Origin of the sequence: Pseudomonas coleopterorum, from assembly GCF_900105555.1 — a bacterium.
In the GTDB taxonomy this organism is placed as follows: domain Bacteria; phylum Pseudomonadota; class Gammaproteobacteria; order Pseudomonadales; family Pseudomonadaceae; genus Aquipseudomonas; species Aquipseudomonas coleopterorum.
On record NZ_FNTZ01000001.1, the window covers coordinates 1355211 to 1377711 of the forward strand.

A 22501-nucleotide genomic window follows, 5' to 3' on the forward strand; every position below is an offset into this window, starting at 1 on the left:
CTATGAATGTTGACCTGCACTGCCACAGCACCGCTTCCGACGGCGCCCTTGCGCCTGCCGTCCTGGTGCAGCGAGCCTTCGATCACGGCGTGCAGACCCTGGCCTTGACCGACCATGACACCCTGGAAGGCCAGCCAGAGGCCCGTGCGGCCGCGACAGCACTGAACATGCAGTGGGTCAGTGGTGTCGAGATGTCATGCACCTGGGGCGGCGCGACCATCCACGTGCTCGGTTACAATTTCGCTCTGGATGCGCCGCCTCTGGTCGTCGCGCTCGACAGCCTGCACCACGGTCGCTGGCTGCGTGCCGAAGAGATCGACCGGCGCCTGGCGCTCAAGGGCATGCCCGGTGCCTTGGAAGGCGCACGCGCCATTCAGCAGGGCCTGGGCGACAGCGGCAATGCGCCGGCTCGCCCGCACTTCGCTGATTTCCTCGTGCAGCAGGGCTATGTCAAGGATCGCCAGGAGGCGTTCCGCAAGTGGCTGGGCGCCGGCAAGCTGGGTGACGTCAAGCAGCACTGGCCCACCCTTGAGGACACTGTGCGCACGTTGCGCGAAGCCAGGGCCTGGATCAGCCTGGCGCACCCGTTGCACTACGATTTCACCCGCAGCAAGCGGCGCAAGCTGATCGGCGACTATATTCAGGCCGGAGGCCACGCGATCGAGGTGGTCAATGGCATGCAGGCGGCCGAGCAGGTCGGCACGCTGGCCATTCTGGCCCGCGAGTTCGGCCTGATGGTCAGCGCCGGCAGTGATTTTCATGGTCCGGGCGCCTGGGGTGAAATCGGTGTCTATCGACCCTTGCCGGTGGACCTGCCGCCGTTGTCCGCGCGGTTCAAGCACGATCCGTCAATCTCCGCCTGAACAGGATGCCAACGTGAGTCAATTCTTTCAGATCCACCCAGAGAATCCACAGCCGCGGCTGATCAAGCAAGCGGTCGAGATCATTCGCAAGGGCGGCATCGTGATCTACCCCACCGACTCCTCTTACGCCATCGGTTGCCAGATTGGCGACAAGAGCGCGGTAGAGCGAGTGCGCCGCCTGCGCCAACTGGACGACAAGCACAACTTTGCGATCATCTGCTGCGACCTGTCGCAGCTGGGGCTGTTCGCCAAGGTCGATACCGCGGCGTTCCGCCTGCTCAAGGCGCATACGCCAGGGCCGTATACCTTCATCCTCAGTGCCACCCGCGAAGTGCCGCGCCTGCTCTTGCACCCCAAGCGCCGCACCATCGGCCTGCGCGTGCCCAGTCATCCGATCGCCCTGGCCCTGCTGGAAGAACTGGGCGAACCGCTAATGAGTGTGAGTTTGATCATGCCCGGTGACAGCGAGCCGCTCAGCGATCCGTACGAGATGCGTCAGCTGCTGGAAAAACACGTCGACCTGATCATCGATGGCGGCTTCGGCGGGACCGAAGCGTCCACCGTGATCAACCTGGCTGACGGCGATCCGCAGGTGATACGCGTGGGTTGCGGCGATCCGGCTCCGTTTGCGGCCATGGCGTGAGTGACCTGAGCGCGGTCGAGGAGCCGTCGTCCAGCCTTGCCCAAGGCTCGCCCGAGCAGCTGCAACTGGCGCTGGTCTATGGCCAGGCGTTCACCCAGATGCCGCAGGACCTGTACATCCCGCCGGATGCGCTGGAAGTGTTTCTGGAGGCGTTCGAAGGTCCGCTCGACCTGCTGCTGTACCTGATCCGCAAGCAGAACATCGACATCCTCGACATTCCCGTGGCGGAGATCACCCGCCAGTACATGGGCTACGTCGAGTTGATGAAGAGCGTACGCCTGGAGCTGGCTGCCGAGTACCTGGTGATGGCCGCCATGCTCGCCGAGATCAAGTCGCGCATGTTGCTGCCGCGCAGCGCCGTGGTCGAGGACGAAGAGCACGATCCGCGTGCCGAGCTGATTCGCCGCCTGCAGGAATACGAGCGCTTCAAGGCGGCCGCCGAAGGGATCGACAGCCTCAAGCGGGTAGGTCGCGATCTCTACGTGCCCAAGCTCGATGCGCCCCAGGCCAAGGTGCGCAAGCTGCTGCCCGAGGTCAGCCTGGAAGAGCTGCTGATGTCCATGGCCGACGTGTTGCGGCGCAGCGACATGTTCGAAAGCCACCAGGTCAGCCGTGAGGCGCTGTCGACCCGCGAGCGCATGAGCCAGGTGCTCGAACGCCTGCGCGGTGGTGGCTTCGTGCCTTTCGTCGAACTGTTCGGTGCCGAGGAAGGCAAGCTCGGCGTGGTGGTGACCTTCATGGCCATCCTCGAACTGGTAAAGGAGCAACTGATCGAACTGGTGCAGAATGAAGCCTTTGCCGCTATCCATGTGCGTGCCCGAGCCGAACAATGAACTTGACTGACCCGCGCGATCTGGCGCCGCTGCTTGAAGCCTTTCTGCTGGCCTCCGGAAAACCCCAGTCCCTGGAACGCCTCCATGAGTTGTTCGAGGAGGCCGAACGGCCGGAGCCGGCGGTGTTCAAGAAGGCCCTCGAGGTGCTGGGCAAATCCTGCGAAAAGCGCGCGTTCGAACTGGTCGAGGTGGCGTCCGGCTACCGTATGCAGATCCGCGAGAAGTACGCGCCCTGGGTCGGCCGGCTCTGGGAAGAACGGCCGCAGCGCTATTCCCGTGCCCTGCTGGAGACCATGGCGCTGATCGCCTACCGCCAACCCATCACCCGCGGTGAGATCGAAGACGTGCGCGGCGTGGCGGTGAACAGCAATATCGTCAAGACCCTGGTGGAGCGTGAGTGGATCCGTGTAGTGGGTTACCGCGACGTGCCGGGCCGGCCGGCGATGTTCGCCACCACCAAGGCCTTCCTCGATCACTTCAACCTCAAGAGTCTCGACGAATTGCCGCCGCTGGCGGTTCTGCGCGAGATGGAACCCGAGTCGGTCCTCGACGACCACGACGAAGACGCGCCGGTGCCTGCCCATCTGCAGGCGTTGGCCGATGCCAGTGCCGAGGGTGAGGGCGAGGCACCGCCCAAGGACGAGACCAGCTTCCGCTCGTTGCTGGTGGAACTCGATTCTATGGAGCAGGGGCTCAAGATCGACTTCGATGATCTGCTCGAAGATACTGCGCAGACGAACGACTCGACGCAGACCGACGACGAGCGTTGAATCTGCGGTGAGCCCTCTAGTGCAGGTGGCCGCACGCCTCCGATCGCTTGTGCGTCATACGACTGCTTCATCGGTGATTGTTGTGCCTGCGATGGTTTCTGCGAATCCACCGCCGAACAATCGCGCGGCAGTCTCGAATCCCGCCTGCCGTTCACCCTCCATCACCCGCCGCGCCGCTTCCACTGCGGCGACAGGGGTAAAGGAATAGCCGTTGACGGTTTCGATCCGCGAGCGCGCCATTTCCCCGTAGGCCCCCACAACTTCGGCCACTGCGCGGGCTTTGTGCGCATCACGATGTGCGACGTCGGGCCCGTCGGCCAACTGCGCGAGATCACCCTCGGGAAAGGCCTCACCGGAAATATGTACGTACATGGCGATATTGGCGATGCCTGTGGAGTGCCATGCAGTCACCAGGTCACCAAATGGCAACGGTGCACAGAGCACAGGACCGTCGCCAAAATCGAAGTAACGCGGTTGTGTTTCTGGCGTTGAAACCAGTTCGCCGTCCACTCGCGACAACGGGCCTGCGCCGATAATTTCGCTGACGCTTTTAGCAGAACCACGCGACATGGAGCCAGGTACTTGCAGCGCTATGCTCAGGGCATGCGGCTTGGCGACCCGTGCCGCGACATGCACTGCCAAACTGTCAGTCGTCGCAACGTCCCAGCCAACGCCTGGCAGCAACATGACATCGGACTTTGCTGCCTCGGCACCAAGCCTTTCCGCAAGGCGGTAAACGTTGATCTCTGCGGTGATATCAAGATAGTCGACGCCGGCGTTGATGCAGGCATTCATCAGGGCTTCTGCCGTTTGCGCGAAAGGCCCCGCAAAGTTCAGCAGTACAGAGATGCTATCCAAATACCGTTCGGGTCGTTCATTGAGGGTGAATACCCTGTACGGTACGCCTAGCTGTGTAGAAAGCGCCCTCAAGGGCTCGGCGTCACGCCCGGCGATTTCGAAATTCAGTCCCAGCACCTTAGCGCGTTCTGCCGCCATGCGGCCGGTATAGCCAGTCGCCCCGTAGATCAAAAGTGTGCCCATGAGGATGGTTCCGCTGTGGTTTGGATGAGTTACCACAGTAGAGCGTGGCATGGGCGCGGGCGAAGGCCTTCCTACCCCGTACTTGCCTGTTCCTACCTTTCGCTTGTAACGCAAAAACGACGGAGATCACCATGTTGGCCAAGGACGCACTACTGAAAGAGCTGCGACGTCTGGCTTCGAAGGCAGAGAACCGCATGACTGAAACAGGCATTCCCCGGGTCTCGATGATTCAGGGGGATGTTCCCAAGCATTTGCTGGCCGCCGTATACGCGCCCATGGTCAACCTCATTTTGCAGGGCAGCAAAGCAATGACCGTTGGCGAACGTACTTTGCGCTATGACCCGGCCACGTACTTTGTGATGTCAGTCGATTTGCCCGCCGTGGGTACCTTGCATCCCGCATCGACCGGGGAGCCGTACCTTGCTGTCAGCCTGACACTCGATCCGACGGTGCTTTCCACATTGATATCTGATTTGCCCAAAAGCACCGAGATCTTCGAAGACAACGCAGGGTTTTCAGTTGCAGCCGTTACGCCGAAATTGATGGATGCGTGGGTGCGGATGTTGGGCTTGATGGAGACGCCTGATGAGGTCGCGGCCTTGGCCCCGATCTACGAGCGTGAAATTCTCTTTCGGGTGTTACAAGGGCCTCACGGCTGGATGTTACGAGACATCGCTGCGCCGAACACCGCTATGGCCAAGGTCAGTGTGGCGATTCAGCACATACGCAAAGACTTTGCCGATCCTATCCGCGTAGAGACCCTTGCCAGCAAAGCCGCCATGAGCGTGTCGGCGTTTCATCGCCACTTCAAATCCATCACTACTCTAAGTCCATTGCAGTATCAGAAGCGAGTTCGGTTACTCCAGGCGCGAACCCTCATGATGACCAACCCCGGCAGCGTCAGCAGCGCCGCTTTCGAAGTGGGCTATGAAAGTGTCAGCCAGTTTACCCGTGACTACACGCGTGTTTTCGGTCTGCCGCCTGCGCGAGATACCGCCAGAATTCAAGCCGAACTCAGCCCGCTCAGAGCCGATCGAGCGATTCAGGTGCGATAGCAAGCCCGCGGGCAGGAATTCCACCGTGACCAGCGCAAAAGCACCCATGTCGATGGCGGCCACTGTACTCCATGGCGCCAGAGCAGGGGTCAATGCTCAGTTGGTGATTGAATCCACTCGAACTGTTTGGGTCATGATTGAAGCCTGCTGGCAATACAGGCGCACACGGGTTGCGCCTGTTGCGTACAAGGTGGCGTTAGTAACCAACTCCACGCACGCCACCCGATGCCCGGATCGATTCACCCGTCACCCAGTGCGAGTCCTCGGACGCCAGGAACACGGCCAAAGGCGCGATATCTTCTGGCTCGCCAAAGCGGCCTAGCGGCGTGCCGGCGATCAGTTTTTCACCGAACTCACCGTCGAAATTGCCTTTGGTGAGCGGCGTATTGGTGTGACCGGGCAGGATAGAATTGACGCGGATGCCTTTCGCGCCGAGTTCGCGCGCCAAGGCAAAGGTCAACGTGTCCACAGCCCCCTTGGTTGCCGAATAGACGCTCGATGCCAAGTACGGATCGGTGCTCAGGATAGAGCTGATATTGATAACGCTGCCCTTGCCGTCAAACAGTTTCACCGCCTCACGGACTGCTAGCAGATAGCCCAGAACGTTGACATTGAATTGATGATGGAACGCGTCCTCGGTAAGGTCCTTAATCATCTGAAACACCGCAACACCTGCGTTATTCACCAGGATATCCAGTGTGCCGAACTCAGTGGCAACAGTTTCGAACAAGCGCGATACATCAGCGCCTTTGCTCATGTCCGCTTGAACCGCGATGGCTGTGCCGCCTTTTTCCTGGATGAAAGCAACAACTGCGTCTGCCTCCGGCTTGCTTGAAGCGTAATTGATAACCACCGTAGCGCCTTGCGCGGCTAACGCTTTTGCGATCCCCGCGCCGATACCTTTGGAGGCGCCGGTGACAACGGCAATCTTTCCTTCAAGTTTCATGGGGTGACCTTTTCGAGTTGACTGATGATTTGCAATGCTTGCTGCGGTCAAGGGTTCAGACCTTTGCGCCTACCACCAGTATTCAATCAACGTCCGAGCAAACCTTTGCCGGTTCCTATCCAATCCTTGCCTGTTCTTCTCAGAGCGCTTGCGCGACGCTTGGAGGATACCCATGGTCCATGCTCCGCTTGAGTGCACGTGAGACGTGCAGGACCTTGCCGCTGCTCTGCGCGCCGCTCGTTTTCTGACTTTGTGGCCTGCACCAATGCGGGCATTGATCGCCCTTTCATGGAGCATTTAATTCAATAAAATTAAACCTTGAATTATTTGATTCTTGCTCCTAGTCTCGTTCTCGACAGGCCTGCGCAAGTACCCAGGCCGCCATTGGCACTGACGTGAATCGGGGAGCTGGACATGAGCGTGAAAGTACTTTTGAGCATGGCTGTGGCCACTGCGTTTTCGGCCTCGGCACTGGCTGCCGATTGGACCGTCGGTGCCAACGTCGGCAACGTCCCTTGGGAGTTCCAGGACGCCAAGGGCGACATCGTCGGTTTCGAAGTCGATGTGGTGAAGGAAGTGGCCAAGCGCGCCGGCAAGACCGTGGAATTCGTCAACATTCCGTTCAACGGTCTGTTCAGCGCCGTGCAGTCCAAGCGGGCGGACATCGCCATTTCTTCGATCACCATCACCCCCAAACGCCTGGAATCGGTCGGGTTCGCCCAGCCGTACTACGACAGCGACCAGTCGCTCTCGGTGCTGACCAAGTCCGGCATCAAGGGCCTGGCCGACATGAGCGGCAAGGTGGTGGGCGTGGACACCGGTTCGACCGGCGACATGTGGGCCGCCCAGCACCAGGGTGAGTACAAGTTCAAGGACATCTCGCGCTACGAAGGGTTGTCGCCGGCCATGCTCGACCTGGCGTCCGGGCGCATGGACGGCTACATCAGCGACATTCCCGCCGTGCTCTATTACATCAAGGACAAGCCGCAGTATGCCGTGGTCGCGCGCATCCCCACCGGCGAGAAGTACTCACTGATGCACGCCAAGGGCTGGGCCGAAGGCGAACGCGTGAACACGATCATCAGCGAGATGAAAAAAGACGGCGTGATCGCCGACCTGCACAAGAAGTGGTTCGGTGCAGCCGCCGCAGACGATTCCAGCACCGTGAAGGTCGTCGACGTACCCAAGTAAGTTCAGCCTTTCGCCCCGCCCGCTACCGGCTCACGACCAAGGGATCCGTTCATGGAGTTGCTACACACTTTCTTCAACTGGGACGTGTTCGTCGATGCGCTGCCGTTGATGCTGCGCGGCCTTGGCGTGACCATCCTGCTGGGCGTGGTGAGTATCGTGCTGGGCCTGGTCGGCGGGTTGCTGCTGGCCATGCTCAGGCTGTATGGCTACACCCCCGTGCGCTGGCTGGCGCGGGTCTACATCGACGTGCTGCGCTCGATCCCGCTGCTGGTGCTGCTGGTGCTGATCTACTATGCCTTGCCCTTTGTCGGCATTCGGCTGTCGTCCTTCGCCGCTGCGGCGGCCGCGCTGTCGCTGGTGTCGTGTGCCTACTCGGCGGAGATATTCCGCTCCGGCATCGAGGCCATTCCCAAGGGGCAGTTCGAAGCGGCGGCCTCCCAGGGCATGAGTTTCCTCAACACCATGCGCGACGTGATCCTGCCCCAGGCCATGCGTATCGTTCTGCCGCCGATGACCAGCAACTGCATCAACGTCATGAAGGACACCGCCCTGGCTTCGGTGGTGGCCATGCCCGACCTGCTCAAGCAGGCCACCCAGGCCCAGGCGCTGTCGGCCAATCCAACACCGCTGGTGGGGGCGGCGATCATGTACCTGTTGTTGTTGCTGCCCCTGGTGCAACTGGTCAGCTGGGTCCAGCGGCGCAACGGCAACGGAGGCAAGCGCGCATGAGCAACGTCATCGAGATCGAACGGCTGGACAAGTTCTACGGACCTTTCCAGGCCCTCACCGATATCAACCTGACCGTCGCCCAGGGCGAGGTGGTGGTGATCCTCGGTCCGTCGGGGTCGGGCAAGTCCACAATGATTCGCTGCATCAACCTGCTCGAACCCTATCAGAGCGGTGACATCCGGGTGTCCGGGCAGCGCGTGGAAAACGGCGCCAAGCTCGCCGGCATCCGCTGCGAAGTGGGCATGGTCTTTCAGAACTTCAACCTCTATCCCCACCTCACGGTGCTGGCCAATGTGGCCCTGGCACCGGTGCGGGTGCGCGGCATGAACCGACGCGATGCCCAGGCCCGCGCGCGGCTGCTGCTGGAAAAGGTCGGCATGGCCAGCCACGCCGACAAGTACCCCAGTCAATTGTCCGGAGGCCAGCAGCAACGGGTCGCGATTGCCCGGACCATGGCCATGGAGCCGCGAGTGATCCTGTTCGACGAACCCACCTCGGCACTGGACCCGGAGATGGTCGGCGAAGTGCTCGACGTGATGCAGAACCTGGCTCGCTCCGGTGTGACCATGATCGTGGTGACCCACGAGATGGGCTTCGCGCGCAAGGTCGCCGACCGGGTGATCTTCATGGAAACCGGCCGCATCATCGAACAGAACGCTCCGCAGGCATTCTTCACTGCGCCGCAGGAACCGCGAACCCAGGCGTTCCTGCAGGCCATCCTGCATCACTGACAGGCTTGACCCCTGACAAGCAACCGGGAGACTCACTTTGACTGCCCTCGATATCGACTACGTTCGTCGCCAATTCCCTGCACTCGCCGACGGCTACGGCTACCTGGACAATGCTGGCGGTTCGGCAGTGCTCAAGCCAGTGGCCGAGCGCATCAGCCACTATTTGCTCAACCATGCCGTGCAGTTGGGCGCCTCCTACGCGCCGTCGGTGCAGGCCGGTGAGAAGGTGCTCGAAGCCCGTGCCTCGGTGGCCCAGCTGATCAATGCTCGCTACTCGGAAGAGTGCGTGATGGCCGGCTCGACCACGCTGCTGCTGCAATTGCTGGCACGGGCGATTGCACCCTCGATCGGGGCGGGCGACGAGATCATCGTCACCCACAGCGATCACGAAGCCAACATCGGCCCTTGGCAGCGTCTGTGCGAAGAGCGCGGGGCCACGTTGCGCGTGTGGTCGGTGGATCCGTCCAGTCTGGAGCTGGAACTGCAGGACCTCCAAGCCCTGCTGGGACCGCGCACCCGTTACGTGGCGATGACCCACGCGTCGAACATTCTGGGCAGCGTCAACCCGGTCGCGCAGGTCGCCGAGCGCGTGCATGCCTGCGGTGCGAAGCTGGTGGTGGACGCCGTGGCGTACGCGCCGCACCGTCTGGTGGACGTGCAGGCCAGTGGCGCCGACTACTACGTCTTCAGTTTCTACAAGGTCTTCGGTCCCCATTTCGCCGTGCTGTGGGGCAAGCGCGAGCTGTTGCTGGAGTTGCCCAGCCTCAACCATTTCTTCATCGGCCAGGAGGTGCTGCCGTACAAACTGCAGCCGGGCAACGTCAACTACGAGTTGTCCTATGGCTGCATGGGCATCAGCGACTACCTGCTGGACATCGGCCGCCGCCTGGGCGGCGAGGGCAGCGAGCGACAGATCATGCAGGCAGCCTTCGATGCGTTCGAAGTGCAGGAGAACGTGCTGGCCGAGATCCTTTTGGGCTATCTGCGCGAGTCGGACGGCGTGCGCATCATCGGCAAGCCGCGCGTCACCGCAGGTGACCGGGTGCCTACCATCAGTTTCGTGGTCGAGGGCGTGCAGTCCGAAGCGATCGTGCGTCGCGTCGATGCCGCGCGAATCGGCATCCGTTTTGGTGACTTCTACGCCCGTCACTTGATCGAAGCACTGGGCCTGGCGCCTCAGGGCGGGGTGGTGCGTGTTTCCATCGCGCACTACAACACCGTCGACGAAATGACCCGGCTGGTGGAATGCCTGGCCCACGCCATCGCAGATTTGCGTCCCCGCTGACCGTCATCGAGCCACCGAGCTATCGAGCCACAGAACCATGCCATTACCGCACACCCTTGAAGAGCTGCGCAGCGCCATCGCCGTCGGCCAGGACAAACTCACCGCGCGCATGCGCGATGCCGCGCAGTACGTGATCGAGCATCCCCATGACGTGGCGCTCAACACGGTCGCCGCCCTGGCCGCGCGTTCGCAGATTCCCGCTTCGGCCTTCATTCGTCTGGCCCAGGCCTTGGGCTATGGTGGCTTCAGCGACCTGCAGCGCGTGTGCAAGGCGCCGTTGGAAAAGGCCGGGCAGGGCAGCTTCAAGGAACGTATCCGTCACTACCGCGGCGAGCAACTGCTGGACGATCCGACCGACGTGGGCGCGATGCTGGGCGCCTTCAGCCGGGCCAATATCGTCTCCCTCGAACATCTCGCCGAAGGGCAGCAGGTGCAGGCACTGGAACAGTCCATCGCCCTGCTGCAACAGGCGCGAACCACCTTCGTGGTCGGCATGCGCCGCTCGTTTCCCATGGCCGCGTACCTGAGCTATGCCTTGAGCCGGGTGGGCCGCCGTGCCGTGCACATCAGCGGCCTGGGCGGCAGCCTGCGCGAGCAGGTGGGGGCGCTGCATGGCGACGACGTGCTGGTGGCCGTCAGCTTTCCGCCCTATGCCCAGGAAACCATCGACGCCTGCAATCAGGCAGTCGCGGCCGGCACGCCGATCGTGGCCATCACTGACAGCCTGCTGAGCCCGATCGGCCAGTGCGCTGCGGTGATGATCGAAGTCGACGACGCCGAGCTGCTCGGTTTCCGCTCGCTGACCGCAGCGTTCTGCGTCGCCCAGACTCTGGCCATGGGCCTGGCCTTCGGTGATGGCCGCGACCATGAAGCCCTGAAAGACATCGACTGCTGAGGCCCCAGGCCCGGCTTTTTGCCCAACCTGCTGGAGAGCCGTACCGTGACATTCCCCCTCAGAGATCTGGTCGGCTATGGCCAGCAACGTCCCCAAGGTACTTGGCCCAATGGTGCCCGACTGGCGATCAGTCTGGTCATCAACTACGAGGAAGGCTCCGAGCGCTCCCTGGCCATGGGTGATCCCGATCAGGAAAGCATGACCGAATGGGGCAGCTATCAGTTTCCCGACGGCGTGCGCAACCTGGCCATGGAATCGATGTACGAATACGGCTCGCGGGTCGGCATCTGGCGGATTCTGGAGATCTTGCAGAAGGCCAACGTGCCGTCCACCTTCCATGCCTGCGCGGTGGCGTTCGAACAGAATCCAGACGTGGCTCGCGCTGCGGTCGAGCTGGGCCATGAGGTGTGCAGCCATGGCTATCGCTGGGAGGAAGTGTTCCGCCTCACCGAGGAGCAGGAGCGCGAGCACATCCGTCTGGCCATCGAATCCTTCCAGCGCACCTGCGGCAAGCGCCCGGTGGGCTGGTACTGCCGCTATGGCGCGAGCGTGCGGACCCGTCGCCTGGTGGCCGAGGAGGGCGGGTTCCTCTACGACTCGGACGCCTACAACGATGACGTGCCGTACTTCGTCGACTTGGAAGGCAAACGCCACCTGGTGGTGCCGTACACCAGCGACGTCAACGATTTCCGTTACTGGAATTCACCGGGCCTTTCCCAGGCTTCGGATTTTCTCGAGTACATGAAGGAAAGCTTCGAGGTGCTGCACGAGGAGTCCGCGAATGGCTTGCGCATGATGTCCGTCGGCCTGCACCCGCGCATGGTCGGCCGCCCAGGCCGGGTGCGCGCCCTGCAGAAGTTCATCGAATACGCCCAGGGCCACGAAGGCGTCTGGTTCGCCACCCGCGAACAGATCGCCCAGGCCTGGCTGGAACGCGATGCCGCTGGAGCGTGCACCCCCCTGTAGCAGCGGCGCGAGCCGCGTCGGCGGTGGACGCGGTTCGCCTGACACACTGCGGTGAACCCGGACGCGGCTTGCACCGCTGCTACACGGATTGCGGTGCCTGCGGGGTAGATGCTGGGACATGTTGACCATGCCGGCTGGGGCCGGCTACTGCTTGAAGAGGCTTGATATGCAACCTTTCGATACGGTTATTCGCAACGCCCGCGTGGTCACTGCTGCAGACACCTTTACCAGCGACATCGGCATTCGTGACGGGCGCATTGCCGCCCTGGCGCTGGACCTGCCCCCAGGCCTCGAGGAAATCGATGCCGCAGGCCGGCATGTGACCCCGGGGGGCATCGACAGCCATGTGCACCTGGATCAGCCCACCGGCGACGGCTCGGTCATGGCCGATGACTTCTTCAGCGGCACGGTGTCGGCCGCCTGCGGCGGAACCACTACGGTGATTCCGTTCGCTTGCCAGCAGAAGGGCGAAACCCTGCGCGCGGCGGTGGACGACTACCATCGCCGTGCCGGCGACAAACCGGTGATCGACTACGCCTTCCACCTGATCGTCACCGACCCCACGCCCGAAGTGTTGCGTGAAGAACTGCCCGCGCTGATTGCCGAAGGCTACACCTCGTTCAAGATCTACATGACCTACGACGCCCTGAAACTGGGTGATCGGGAAATTCTCGAAACCCTCTCAGTGGCGCGCCGCGAGGGCGCCATGGTCATGCTGCATGCCGAGAACAGCGACTGCATCGCCTGGCTCACCGAGCGGCTGCTGGCGGCCGGGCTCAGCGCGCCGCGCTACCATGCCAGCTCGCGGCCGATGCTGGTGGAGCGTGAGGCCACCCATCGCGCCATTGCCCTGGCCGAACTGGTGGACGTGCCCATCCTCATTGTCCACGTGTCGGGCCGCGAGGCCGTGGAGCAGATCCGCTGGGCGCAGAGCCACGGCTTGAAGGTGTACGCCGAAACCTGCCCGCAGTACCTGTTCCTGACCGCTGATTCGCTGGGCTGCGACGACAGTTTCGAAGGTGCCAAGTGCATCTGCAGCCCACCGCCGCGCGATGCCGCCAACCAGCAAGTGATCTGGGATGGGCTGGAAAACGGCTCGTTCGAGATCTTCTCGTCCGACCATGCGCCGTTTCGCTACGGCGGCCCCGATGGCAAGCGCGCCCACGGCGAGGACGCCTCGTTCGACAAGATCGCCAACGGCATTCCCGGCGTCGAGACGCGCTTGGCACTGTTGTGGTCCGAAGGCGTGCGCACCGGCCGCATCACCCCGCAGAGCTTCGTCGCGCTGACGTCGACCAACGCGGCGAAGATGTACGGCCTGTACCCGCGCAAGGGCAGTATCGCTATTGGCGCGGATGCCGATCTGGTGATCTGGGATGAAGGGCAGTCGGTGTCGATCAGCAACGAGATGCTGCATCACAACGTCGACTACACACCCTACGCCGGCATGCAGCTGAGCGCCTGGCCGGCCATAACGCTGTCGCGCGGCGATGTGGTGTGGGATGGCGAGCCCAGCGGCGAAGCGGGCCGTGGCCGGTTTCTGCCGTGCGAGCGTCCGGCCCCGGCGCAGGTCCGCCGGCGCAAGACCGAGTTGCCGCTGTGAACACTGTGCAGCAGGTGGCAGCCAGCCGTTCGTCAAACCATTGAACTCCCTGTCCTGGGTGGCACGGCATGCCGCCGCAGTGGACAATCCACTGCGCGCTGGCGATCTGATCGCGACCGGGAGCTGGACCGGGATTCGGTGGGTGGCTATGGGTGCCAGGGTAGAAGTGGAGTTTGCCCAGCTCGGGCAGGCAGGGCTGTTTGGTTGAAATACGCGGGCATGGATACCGACACAGATCTTGCCAGTGTAATTCGTTTGAATTACATTCGGGTTTAAATCCATTGAGGAGGTTCCCATGGCTGCCACAGCTTTGGTGCAAGCCCGTATCGACCCTGAACTGCGTGATCGTGCCGCCCACGTGCTGGGAAAAATGGGCATGACGCTATCAGATGCTGTTCGAATTCTGCTTACCCGGGTGGCGAATGAAGGTGGCTTGCCCGTTGGGCTCACCACGGATCCTCAAGCCCACGACGCCTGGTTCAAATCCAAGGTCATGGAAGCCCTGGCCGAGCACACGCCTGCCATTCCAGCCGAAGATGTCGAAGCGCATTTTGCCAGACGCCGAACCATCGCCCTGCAGAAATCAAAAGAGGTAAGCGAGTGAGGCTTGAATGGACAGCAGCAGCGCCCAAGGATCGAGACCGAATTTTTGATTACACCGAAGAGTTCAATCCAGCCGCGGCTATCCAGGTGGATCAACGTATAAGCGATTGCGTAGCCCGCCTGGAACAGCACCCGCTCAGCGGTCGTATCGGTAGGGTCGAAGGCACGTACGAAGTGGTTATTGTCGACACCTCTTTCATAGCCGCCTATGTCATTCGAGGGCAAGTCGTGACTGTCTTGCGGATATTGCACTGTGCCCGCAACTGGCCGGAAACATTGTCCGACTAGCCGATAGGGAGAGGTCCTTACCGGTAGCCATAGGCGTTTCAGCCCTGCGGCCACTAGTCACCCTCCCGCGCAGTCGCCGAAAAAAAAGAGTAAGGTGGCGCGCTTTTCCGATCTGCCCAAAGTTTTTCATGAAAAGTTCAGCTCCCGCTGCACCCAAGCGTTTCACTCTCAAGGTCGCCCTCTGGCTGCTCGACAGCCCCCGCCTGGGCCACAAGGCCAACGTCAAACACCTTGCCGGGCGCATGCTCAAGCAACCCGCACGCGAAGGGGTAGTGGTCGCGCAAAGCCGGCTTGGCCAGTTGATGTGCCGTGACTGCGGCAACGCCCGCGACCAGCGCATCGGCCAGGAACTTCTGCGCCAGGCGGCTCGCGCTGGCGATCCGGCCGCCCAGACCGCGTTGAGCCACCTGCGCCGCAGCTGACACCCGGTTTGCCCCGAAAGGCCAATGGCCTCAGACTGCCGCTCATCGACCCTGCATGAGAGCAAACCATGGCCCTGGACGTGACCAGCCTGTTGATCGGCCTGCTGGCGGCCGCATTGCCGTGCCTGGCACTGGCCTGGCAGCTGCAGCGCAAAAGCACTGCCGCCCTGGCCCAGGTCGCCTTGCTCGACGAGCGCCTGAGCAACGCGCAGTTGGCTCAGGACGGCCTGAGCGCGCAGCTCGATGCCTGCCGCGACGAGGTCAGCGACCTGAGCCAGGCCAACTCGGCCAAGCAGGCCGAACTGGCCGGTCTGCGCCGCGAGGTCGAGCTGCTGCAGAACGAGCGCGACAATGCCCGCGATGCCGCCCACGCCTGGAGCATCGAACGCAGCACCCGTGAAACTGAATTGCGCCGTCTGGATGCGCAATGCGCCGGCCTGTCGGCTGAACTGCGCGAACAGCAGGACAGCCACCAGCAGCGCTTGAACGACCTGCAGGGTTCACGGGACGAACTGCGCGCGCAGTTCGCCGAGCTGGCCGGCAAGATCTTCGACGAGCGCGAACAGCGCTTCGCCGAAAACAGCCAGCAACGCCTGGGGCAACTGCTCGATCCGCTCAAGGAGCGCATCCAGTCGTTCGAAAAACGTGTGGAAGAGAGCTACCAGAACGAGGCCCGCGAGCGCTTCTCGCTGAGCAAGGAGCTGGAGCGTCTGCAACAGCTGAACCAGCGCCTGAGCACCGAAGCGACCAACCTGACCCAGGCCCTCAAGGGCCAGAAGACCCAGGGTAACTGGGGCGAGCTGATCCTGGAGCGGGTGCTGGAGCATGCCGGGCTGGAAAAGGGTCGCGAGTACCAGACCCAGGTCAGCCTCAAGGGACCGGACGGCGAGCGTTTCCAGCCGGACGTGTTGATCATGCTGCCCGGCGACAAACAGGTGGTGGTCGATTCCAAGGTCAGCCTCACCGCCTACCAGCAGTACATCGCCGCCGAAGACGGTGCCATCGCCCAGGCCGCGCTCAAGCAGCACGTGCTGTCGTTGCGCAATCACGTCAAGGGCCTGTCCGGCAAGGACTACAGTCGGCTGGACGGGCTGCACAGCCTGGATTTCGTCCTGCTCTTCGTGCCCATCGAAGCGGCCTTCTCCGCTGCGCTGCAGGCCGAGCCCAACCTGTTCCAGGAAGCCTTCGACCGGCAGATCGTCATCGTCAGCCCCACCACCTTGCTGGCAACGCTGCGGGTCATCGACAGCCTCTGGAAGCAGGAACGGCAAAGCCAGAATGCCCGCGAAATCGCCGAGCGCGCCGGGTGGCTGTACGACAAGTTCGTCTTGTTCATCCAGGACCTCGACGAGGTCGGCAACCGCCTGCAGCAGCTGGACAAGGCCTACGGCGCGGCGCGCAACAAGCTCACCGAAGGGCGCGGCAACCTGGTCAGCCGCAGCGAGCAGCTCAAGTTGCTTGGCGCCCGTGCCAGCAAGAGCCTGCCGCCCGACCTGCTCGAACGCGCCATGACCGAAGCGCGTCAGGACGCCGGCGCCGAGGCCGATGCCGACGGCGTGTCAGTGCCGGCCCAGGTACCGGTTGAGTAGCGCCCGCAAGGCCGCCGGTTTGACCGGCTTGGCCAGATAGTCCAAGCCTGCGGCATGCACCTGAGCGACGGTTTCGGGGCGCACGTCGGCGCTGATCACCACGCCCGGCACCGGCTCGGCCAACGCAGTGCGCAGCCAGGCCATCAGGTGCGTCCCGGTCTCGCCTTCGTCCAGGTGGTAGTCGACCAAGGCCAGTTGCGGACGCTTGCCTTGGGCCAGCAGCGCCGCACACTCCTGGCGGTTGCGCGCGGTCCACACCTCGCACCCCCAGCGGCTGAGCAGGCTGTGCATGCCCAGCAGGATGCTGTCTTCGTTGTCGACGCACAGCACTCGCGCCCCGCCCAGCGGCTGGCTCACGGGCGCCGGAGCGGGCAGGGCGTTCTGGGTGTCGACGCCGGCCAGCGGGACCGTCACGCTGAACACGCTGCCATGACCCGGCCAGGAGCGCACCTGCAGCGGATGGCCGAGCACCCGGCACAGCCCGTCGGCAATCGCCAGGCCCAGGCCCAGGCCCTTTTCGGCTCGGGTCTGGTGGCTGTCCAGGCGCTTGAATTCCTCGAAGATCGTTTCCAGCTTGTCGCGGGCGATACCCGGGCCGCGGTCCCACACCTCGAGGCTCAAGGCGCCGGGCTTGCGCCGCACCCCCAGCAGGATCGGCCCGCGGCCGTAGCGGAACGCGTTGGTGAGGAAATTCTGCAGCACGCGGCGCAACAGCTTGATATCGCTGTCCACCCGCAAGCGGCTGCCGCGCACGCGGAAATCCAGCTCCTGTTCGCGGGCCTGCGCCTTGAATTCCGGCCCCAGCCCATCGAACAGTTCGCTGAGGGCGAAGCCCTTGCGATCCGGGCTGATCTTGCCGTTCTCCAGGCGGGAAATGTCCAGCAGATCGCTGATCAGGTCTTCGGCCGAGCGCAGTGAATGGTCCATGTGCTGCACCAGTTGGCTGGCCTCGGTCGATAAACCGGGCTGGTGCGACAGCGCGGCGGAGAACAGCCGTGCGGCATTGAGCGGCTGCATCAGGTCATGACTGACCGCGGCCAGGAAACGGGTCTTGGACTGGTTCGCCGATTCGGCATGACCCTTGGCTTCGGTCAGCGCCTGGTTCAATTGCGACAGTTCATGGGTGCGCTCGGCGACCCGCTGTTCCAGTCCTTCGTTGGCATCCTTGAGCGCCTGCGCGGCCTCGCGGTAGGCAGTGATGTCGGTGAAGCTCATGACGAAGCCCCCGCCCGGCATCGGGTTGCCGATCAACTCGATGACCCGACCGTTGGGAAACAGCCGCTCGGAAGTGTGCGCGCGACCCTGGCGCATCCAGTGCAGGCGCCGGGCAACATGCACCTGCGCTTCACCGGGTCCGCACAGGCCGCGCTCGGCGTTGTAGCGGATGATGTCGGCAATCGGCCGACCCACGCTGATCAAGCCGTCCGGGTAATTGAACAGCTCCAGATAGCGGTGGTTCCACGCCACCAGGCGCAGCGACTGGTCGATCACGCTGATGCCTTGGGTGATGTTTTCGATCGCGCCCTGCAGCAGCGCGCGGTTGAATTGCAGCACCTCGCTGGCTTCGTCGGCAATGCGCACCACGTCTTCGAGTTGCATGTCACGACCTTCGATGGCCGCCTTCACCACCGCGCGGGTCGACGAACTGCCCAGTACGCCCGCCAGCAGCCGTTCGGTGTGGGCGATCCACTGGCCGTCGGCATTCTGATTGGGGTTGAAGCCCTTGCCCTGGCGGTAGGCGTAGCGAAGAAAGCTCTGCCGAGCGCGCTCTTCACCCACGAAGCGCGCGGCCAGGTTGAGCAGGTCGTTGATCTGCACCGCGAGCAGCGAGCGTCCATGGGGTCCGGCGTTGATCTCCTGACCGATGAAACGCCCGGCCTGCCAGTGCTCGCTGACACGGGTGCGCGACAGCACCGAAACCCAGGCGAAGAGGATGAAGTTACCGGCCAGCGACAACACCACACCTTGGGTCAACGGGGTGATCGGCAAACCGAAGGGGTTGCCGTGGATCCAGGCCAGGCCGGGAAAGAGGTTCAGCGGCAGGTTCAGGCTGTGCGCCGCGACCGGCAGCACCAGGGTGTAGAACCAGAGGAAGATACCCACCGCCAGCCCGGCGAAAACCCCGCGCCGATTGGCCTGCTTCCAGTACAGCGCACCGAGCATCGCCGGCGTCAGTTGGGTCACGGCGGCGAAGGCAATCTGGCCGATGGTGGCCAGGCTGGCGGTGGAGCCGAGCAGGCGATAGCTGACGTAAGCCAGCAAGAGGATCACCACGATGCTCAGCCGGCGTACGCTGAGCATCCACTGGCGAAACACTTCGAAAGGCCGCTCCGCACTCTGCCGACGCAACAGCCATGGCAGCAGCATGTCGTTGGAGACCATGGTCGACAGCGCCACGCTGGCGACGATGACCATGCCGGTGGCCGCCGATGCGCCCCCGATGAACGCCAGCAAGGCCAGGGCCGGGTGGGCTTCGGCCAGGGGCAGGCTGATGACGAACGAATCCGGAATCACCGAGCTGGGCAGCAACATCTGCCCGGCCAGCGCGATCGGCACCACGAACAGTCCGGCCAGGATCAGATAGGCGGGAAACACCCAGCGCGCCAGGCGCAGGTCCTGCGGGTCGGTGTTCTCCACCACGGTGACGTGGAACTGCCGTGGCAGGCACAGGATGGCCATCATGGCCACGCCGGTCTGCACCACCATCGAGGGCCAGTTGATGGTTTCCTTCCAGTACGCTTCCAGGCGTGGCGCCAGCATGGCTTGATCGAGCAGATCATCGAAACCGTCGTACAGACCGTAGGTGACGAAGATGCCCACGGCCAGGAACGCGAACAGCTTGACCAGCGCTTCGAAGGCGATCGCCAGGACCATGCCTCGATGGTGCTCGGTGACGTCCAGCGTGCGCGTGCCGAAGAGAATGGTGAACAGCGCCAGCACCAGGGTCACCACCATGGCGGTGTCCTGCACGCGGGTGCCGGTGGCGTCGGCCCCGGCACCGATCAGCAGATTCACGCCCAGCACGATGCCCTTGAGCTGCAAGGCGATGTAGGGCAGCACGCCGATCAGGCAGATCAGCGCCACGACCACCGCCAGGCTCTGCGACTTGCCGTAGCGCGCCGCGATGAAGTCGGCAATGGAGGTGATGTTTTCCTGCTTGCTGATCATCACCATCTTCTGCTGCACCCAGGGCGCCAGCAGCATCAGCAGTACCGGCCCCAGGTAGATCGGCAGGAACGCCCAGAGCTGTTCGGCCGCCTGGCCCACCGCGCCGAAGAACGTCCAGCTGGTGCAGTACACCGCCAGCGACAGGCTGTAGACCCAGGCGCGCACCCGCGGTGGCAGCGGCGCGCTGCGGCGGTCGCCATAGAAGGCGATGGCGAACATCACGGCCATGTAGGCCAGGGCAACGGTGGCGATCAATCCGCTGGACAACGACATCGATGACTCCGGAACGGGGCGGGCAGGTGCCCATCGCAACGGGCACCCGCCAGTCTCGCACGGCAGGCGCTGCGCCGTCAGTGCCGACCATGGTCGCAACCGCTGTCATCCAGTTGGGCGATGGACGGTATAGGGTTATGCTGTGCGCCGACGAAGACACCTTTCAAGTGCAGGTCATGATTGCCGTACAGGGCCTCGTCGCCACGCCACACTACCCCCATGCCCAGCCCACCCGGCATCATTCAGGGACAGGATCGATGAGTCAGCAGTCGCAGTTCGCCTTGCTCGGCAAGCGCCGTTTCCTGCCGTTTTTCGTGACCCAGGCCCTGGGTGCCTTCAATGACAACATCTTCAAGCAATCGCTGATCCTGACGATCCTCTACAAGCTCGCCATTGAAGGCGACCGCAGCGTCTGGGTCAATCTCTGCGCGCTGCTGTTCATCCTGCCGTTCTTTCTGTTCTCGGCGCTGGCCGGGCAGTTCGGCGAAAAATTTCCCAAACACCGCTTGATCCGCGCCATCAAGCTGGCCGAGATCGTCATCATGGCAGTGGGCGCGGTGGGGTTCGCATTAGACCACCTGTGGCTGATGCTCGCCGCGCTGTTCGCCATGGGCACCCACTCGGCGCTGTTCGGTCCGGTCAAGTACTCGATCATGCCCCAGGCACTGCGCCCCGAAGAACTGGTCGGGGGCAACGGCCTGGTGGAAATGGGTACATTCCTGGCGATCCTGGCGGGCACCATCGGTGCCGGGGTGATGATGTCGTCCGCCCACCACGCCGGTGTCGTGGCCAGCGCCGTGCTGCTGGTGGCGCTGGCGGGCTATCTCGCCAGCCGTGCCATACCGCCGGTGAGCGCCGCCAATCCGGGGCTGGTCCTGGACTGGAATATCGCCCGGCAGACCTGGGTCACCTTGCGCCTGGGCCTGGGGCAGACCCGGGCGGTCTCGCGCTCGCTGATCGGCAATTCCTGGTTCTGGTTCGTCGGCGCCATCTACCTGACTCAGATCCCGGCCTACGCCCAGCAGTGGCTGGACGGTGACGAAACCGTGGTCACCCTGATCCTGACCGTGTTCTCCGTGGGCATCGCCCTGGGCTCGATGCTGTGCGAACGGCTGTCCCGGCACAGGGTCGAGATGGGCCTGGTGCCGCTGGGCGCGCTTGGCCTGACACTGTTCGGGCTGCTTCTGTGGTGGCATTCGAGCGGTCACGTGCCAGCGACGGCGCCTCAGACCTGGATCGGGGCGCTGGGACAGGGTCAGACCTGGTGGGTCTTGCTCGACATTCTCGGCTTGGGCGTTTTCGGCGGCTTCTACATCGTGCCGCTGTACGCGTTGATCCAGTCGCGCACCGCCGCAGACCAGCGCGCCCGAGTGATCGCCGCCAACAACATCCTCAACGCGCTGTTCATGGTGGTGTCGGCGATCCTGTCCATCGTCCTGCTCAGCATGGCCAAACTGACCATCCCCCAGCTGTTTCTGGTGGTGTCGCTGGCCAACCTGGGCGTCAATGCCTACCTCTTCAGCGCCGTGCCCGAGTTCATCTCGCGTTTTCGGCTGTGGCTGCGCGGTCGGTGATCGCCCGGCGCGGACCGCTGTCGCGGGGTCGATTGGCGAGCAGCCTGCTCGGTGTGTGCCTGATCGTCTCGCAAGGCCTACAGCCGGTGTGCGCCGCAGACGACTATGCCATCGCATCGAGCCGCGCCGCACACGGCCTGATGCTCGACGTCGTCCAGGCCGGTCGGCGGTTGGTTGCCGTAGGTGAGCGTGGGCACATTCTGCATTCGGCAGACCAGGGCCTGACCTGGCAGCAAGCTCGCGTGCCGACCCGACAGCTGCTCACCGCGCTGTACTTCGTCGACGGCCAGCATGGCTGGGCGGTGGGTCATGACGCGGTGATCCTGGCCACCTCCGACGGCGGACTAAGCTGGCGCAAACAGTACGAGGATCCGGACCGTGAAGCACCTCTGCTGGATGTGTGGTTCCAGGATGTCGACGACGGCTTCGCCATCGGTGCCTATGGCCTGGTGCTGCAGACCTGCGATGGCGGGCAGACCTGGAAAGAGGTCAGCGAGCGCCTGCCCAACGACGATCAGTACCACCTCAACGGCATCGCCATGATTCCGGACGGCGGTCTGTTCGTGGTCGGCGAGCAGGGCAGTCTGTACCGCTCCGCCGATGCTGGCGCGAGCTGGACCGCGGTGCCCAGCCCCTACACCGGCTCCTGGTTCGGCGTGATCGGCACCGGACAGCCGCGCACTCTGTTGATCTACGGCCTGCGCGGCAGCCTGTATCGCTCCGAGGATTTCGGCGACAGCTGGCAAGCGGTGGAGGTGAGCGACGCCCAGGGCGCGCTGGCGTCCGGCCTGGCCGGGGCGGCGCGACTGGACAGTGGCGAAATCCTGCTGGTTGGCAACGCTGGCAGCGTCCTGCGCAGCCGCGACCGGGGCCACCGTTTCAGCCTCTACCGCCGAGCCGACCGGCGGGCCTTGGCGGGCGTGACAGCGGCCGGACCGGATCGCTGGGTACTGGCCGGGCAGGGCGGGCTGGAACGCGTCGACGGCGACGGCGCGCCGGTGGCACCGTGACGGGCTGTCAAGGTGACGTCCCC

21 protein-coding genes and 1 pseudogene are annotated in these 22501 nt (G+C 63.5%); 19 read left to right on the forward strand and 3 right to left on the reverse strand.

Annotated elements, in window-relative coordinates:
* Positions 1-2 precede the first annotated feature (2 nt).
* The 4 genes from BLV18_RS06040 to scpB all read left to right on the forward strand — a co-directional run bounded on the left by BLV18_RS06040 (position 3) and on the right by scpB (position 3109).
* Positions 3-863, forward strand: coding sequence for a PHP domain-containing protein (locus BLV18_RS06040; protein WP_090356994.1), 861 nt, complete (start codon positions 3-5; stop codon positions 861-863).
* A gap of 13 nt (positions 864-876) precedes the next feature.
* The gene (locus BLV18_RS06045) at positions 877-1506 is read left to right on the forward strand and encodes an L-threonylcarbamoyladenylate synthase (protein WP_056843251.1); all 630 of its coding nucleotides are present in this window, start codon (positions 877-879) and stop codon (positions 1504-1506) included.
* A 131-nt stretch (positions 1507-1637) separates the two neighbouring features.
* Positions 1638-2339 (forward strand): segregation and condensation protein A, encoded by a 702-nt coding sequence (locus tag BLV18_RS06050; protein WP_167375976.1) that lies wholly within the window; start codon positions 1638-1640, stop codon positions 2337-2339.
* Entirely contained in the window at positions 2336-3109 is a 774-nt protein-coding gene (gene scpB / locus BLV18_RS06055) for an SMC-Scp complex subunit ScpB (protein WP_090356997.1), read from the forward strand. The genes BLV18_RS06050 and scpB overlap by 4 nt, the downstream gene beginning before the upstream one ends.
* 54 nt (positions 3110-3163) lie before the next feature.
* Here the strand turns inward: scpB and BLV18_RS06060 are convergent, their stop codons facing one another.
* Positions 3164-4150: a saccharopine dehydrogenase family protein gene (locus BLV18_RS06060; RefSeq protein ID WP_090356999.1), complete on the reverse strand. Its 987-nt coding sequence runs from the start codon at positions 4148-4150 to the stop codon at positions 3164-3166.
* A gap of 131 nt (positions 4151-4281) precedes the next feature.
* Here BLV18_RS06060 and BLV18_RS06065 point away from each other — a divergent pair, with 131 nt between their 5' ends.
* Positions 4282-5205 (forward strand): AraC family transcriptional regulator, encoded by a 924-nt coding sequence (locus BLV18_RS06065; RefSeq protein WP_208598843.1) that lies wholly within the window; start codon positions 4282-4284, stop codon positions 5203-5205.
* 196 nt (positions 5206-5401) lie between these two features.
* Here BLV18_RS06065 and BLV18_RS06070 read toward each other — a convergent pair whose 3' ends face one another.
* Entirely contained in the window at positions 5402-6151 is a 750-nt protein-coding gene (locus BLV18_RS06070) for an SDR family NAD(P)-dependent oxidoreductase (RefSeq protein WP_090357002.1), read from the reverse strand.
* A gap of 414 nt (positions 6152-6565) precedes the next feature.
* Between BLV18_RS06070 and BLV18_RS06075 the strand changes: the two genes are divergently transcribed.
* The 12 genes from BLV18_RS06075 (at position 6566) to BLV18_RS06125 (ending at position 16453) form a co-directional block, all read left to right on the forward strand.
* Positions 6566-7342, forward strand: coding sequence for a transporter substrate-binding domain-containing protein (locus BLV18_RS06075; RefSeq protein WP_049861031.1), 777 nt, complete (start codon positions 6566-6568; stop codon positions 7340-7342).
* A 51-nt stretch (positions 7343-7393) separates the two neighbouring features.
* Entirely contained in the window at positions 7394-8071 is a 678-nt protein-coding gene (locus tag BLV18_RS06080; protein WP_090357004.1) for an amino acid ABC transporter permease, read from the forward strand.
* Complete coding sequence (locus BLV18_RS06085) at positions 8068-8802, forward strand: amino acid ABC transporter ATP-binding protein (protein WP_090357008.1); 735 nt, start codon at positions 8068-8070, stop codon at positions 8800-8802. Before BLV18_RS06080 ends, BLV18_RS06085 begins: the two co-directional genes overlap by 4 nt.
* A gap of 37 nt (positions 8803-8839) precedes the next feature.
* Positions 8840-10087, forward strand: a complete 1248-nt coding sequence (locus tag BLV18_RS06090) for a cysteine desulfurase-like protein (protein WP_090357010.1) — start codon at positions 8840-8842, stop codon at positions 10085-10087.
* Between the two features lie 37 nt (positions 10088-10124).
* Positions 10125-10982, forward strand: coding sequence for a MurR/RpiR family transcriptional regulator (locus BLV18_RS06095; protein WP_090357013.1), 858 nt, complete (start codon positions 10125-10127; stop codon positions 10980-10982).
* A 45-nt stretch (positions 10983-11027) separates the two neighbouring features.
* Positions 11028-11948, forward strand: coding sequence for an allantoinase PuuE (locus BLV18_RS06100; protein ID WP_090362045.1), 921 nt, complete (start codon positions 11028-11030; stop codon positions 11946-11948).
* 166 nt (positions 11949-12114) lie between these two features.
* Positions 12115-13551 (forward strand): dihydropyrimidinase, encoded by a 1437-nt coding sequence (gene hydA / locus BLV18_RS06105; RefSeq protein ID WP_090357015.1) that lies wholly within the window; start codon positions 12115-12117, stop codon positions 13549-13551.
* Positions 13451-13759: a fumarylacetoacetate hydrolase family protein gene (locus BLV18_RS22620; protein WP_341864569.1), complete on the forward strand. Its 309-nt coding sequence runs from the start codon at positions 13451-13453 to the stop codon at positions 13757-13759. Before hydA ends, BLV18_RS22620 begins: the two co-directional genes overlap by 101 nt.
* An 87-nt stretch (positions 13760-13846) precedes the next feature.
* On the forward strand, positions 13847-14155 hold the full coding sequence (locus BLV18_RS06110) for a type II toxin-antitoxin system RelB/DinJ family antitoxin (protein ID WP_090357017.1): 309 nt from the start codon (positions 13847-13849) through the stop codon (positions 14153-14155).
* Positions 14152-14442, forward strand: a complete 291-nt coding sequence (locus BLV18_RS06115) for a type II toxin-antitoxin system RelE/ParE family toxin (RefSeq protein ID WP_090357019.1) — start codon at positions 14152-14154, stop codon at positions 14440-14442. The genes BLV18_RS06110 and BLV18_RS06115 overlap by 4 nt, the downstream gene beginning before the upstream one ends.
* A gap of 128 nt (positions 14443-14570) precedes the next feature.
* A complete protein-coding gene (locus tag BLV18_RS06120) occupies positions 14571-14864 on the forward strand; it encodes an SEL1-like repeat protein (RefSeq protein WP_049861025.1) in 294 nt (97 codons plus the stop codon).
* A 182-nt stretch (positions 14865-15046) separates the two neighbouring features.
* Positions 15047-16453: a DNA recombination protein RmuC gene (locus tag BLV18_RS06125; protein ID WP_177327970.1), complete on the forward strand. Its 1407-nt coding sequence runs from the start codon at positions 15047-15049 to the stop codon at positions 16451-16453.
* Here the strand turns inward: BLV18_RS06125 and BLV18_RS06130 are convergent.
* A complete protein-coding gene (locus tag BLV18_RS06130) occupies positions 16424-19894 on the reverse strand; it encodes a hybrid sensor histidine kinase/response regulator (RefSeq protein WP_090357021.1) in 3471 nt (1156 codons plus the stop codon). The two genes, BLV18_RS06125 and BLV18_RS06130, sit on opposite strands and share 30 nt — an antisense overlap.
* A 257-nt stretch (positions 19895-20151) precedes the next feature.
* On the opposite strand from BLV18_RS06130, the pseudogene BLV18_RS06135 reads away from it, so the two are divergent.
* Positions 20152-21456, forward strand: a pseudogene (locus tag BLV18_RS06135) (MFS transporter); the annotation flags it as partial.
* A complete protein-coding gene (locus BLV18_RS06140) occupies positions 21450-22478 on the forward strand; it encodes a WD40/YVTN/BNR-like repeat-containing protein (RefSeq protein WP_425272618.1) in 1029 nt (342 codons plus the stop codon). The pseudogene BLV18_RS06135 and the gene BLV18_RS06140, both read left to right, overlap by 7 nt.
* Positions 22479-22501: the final 23 nt, after the last annotated feature.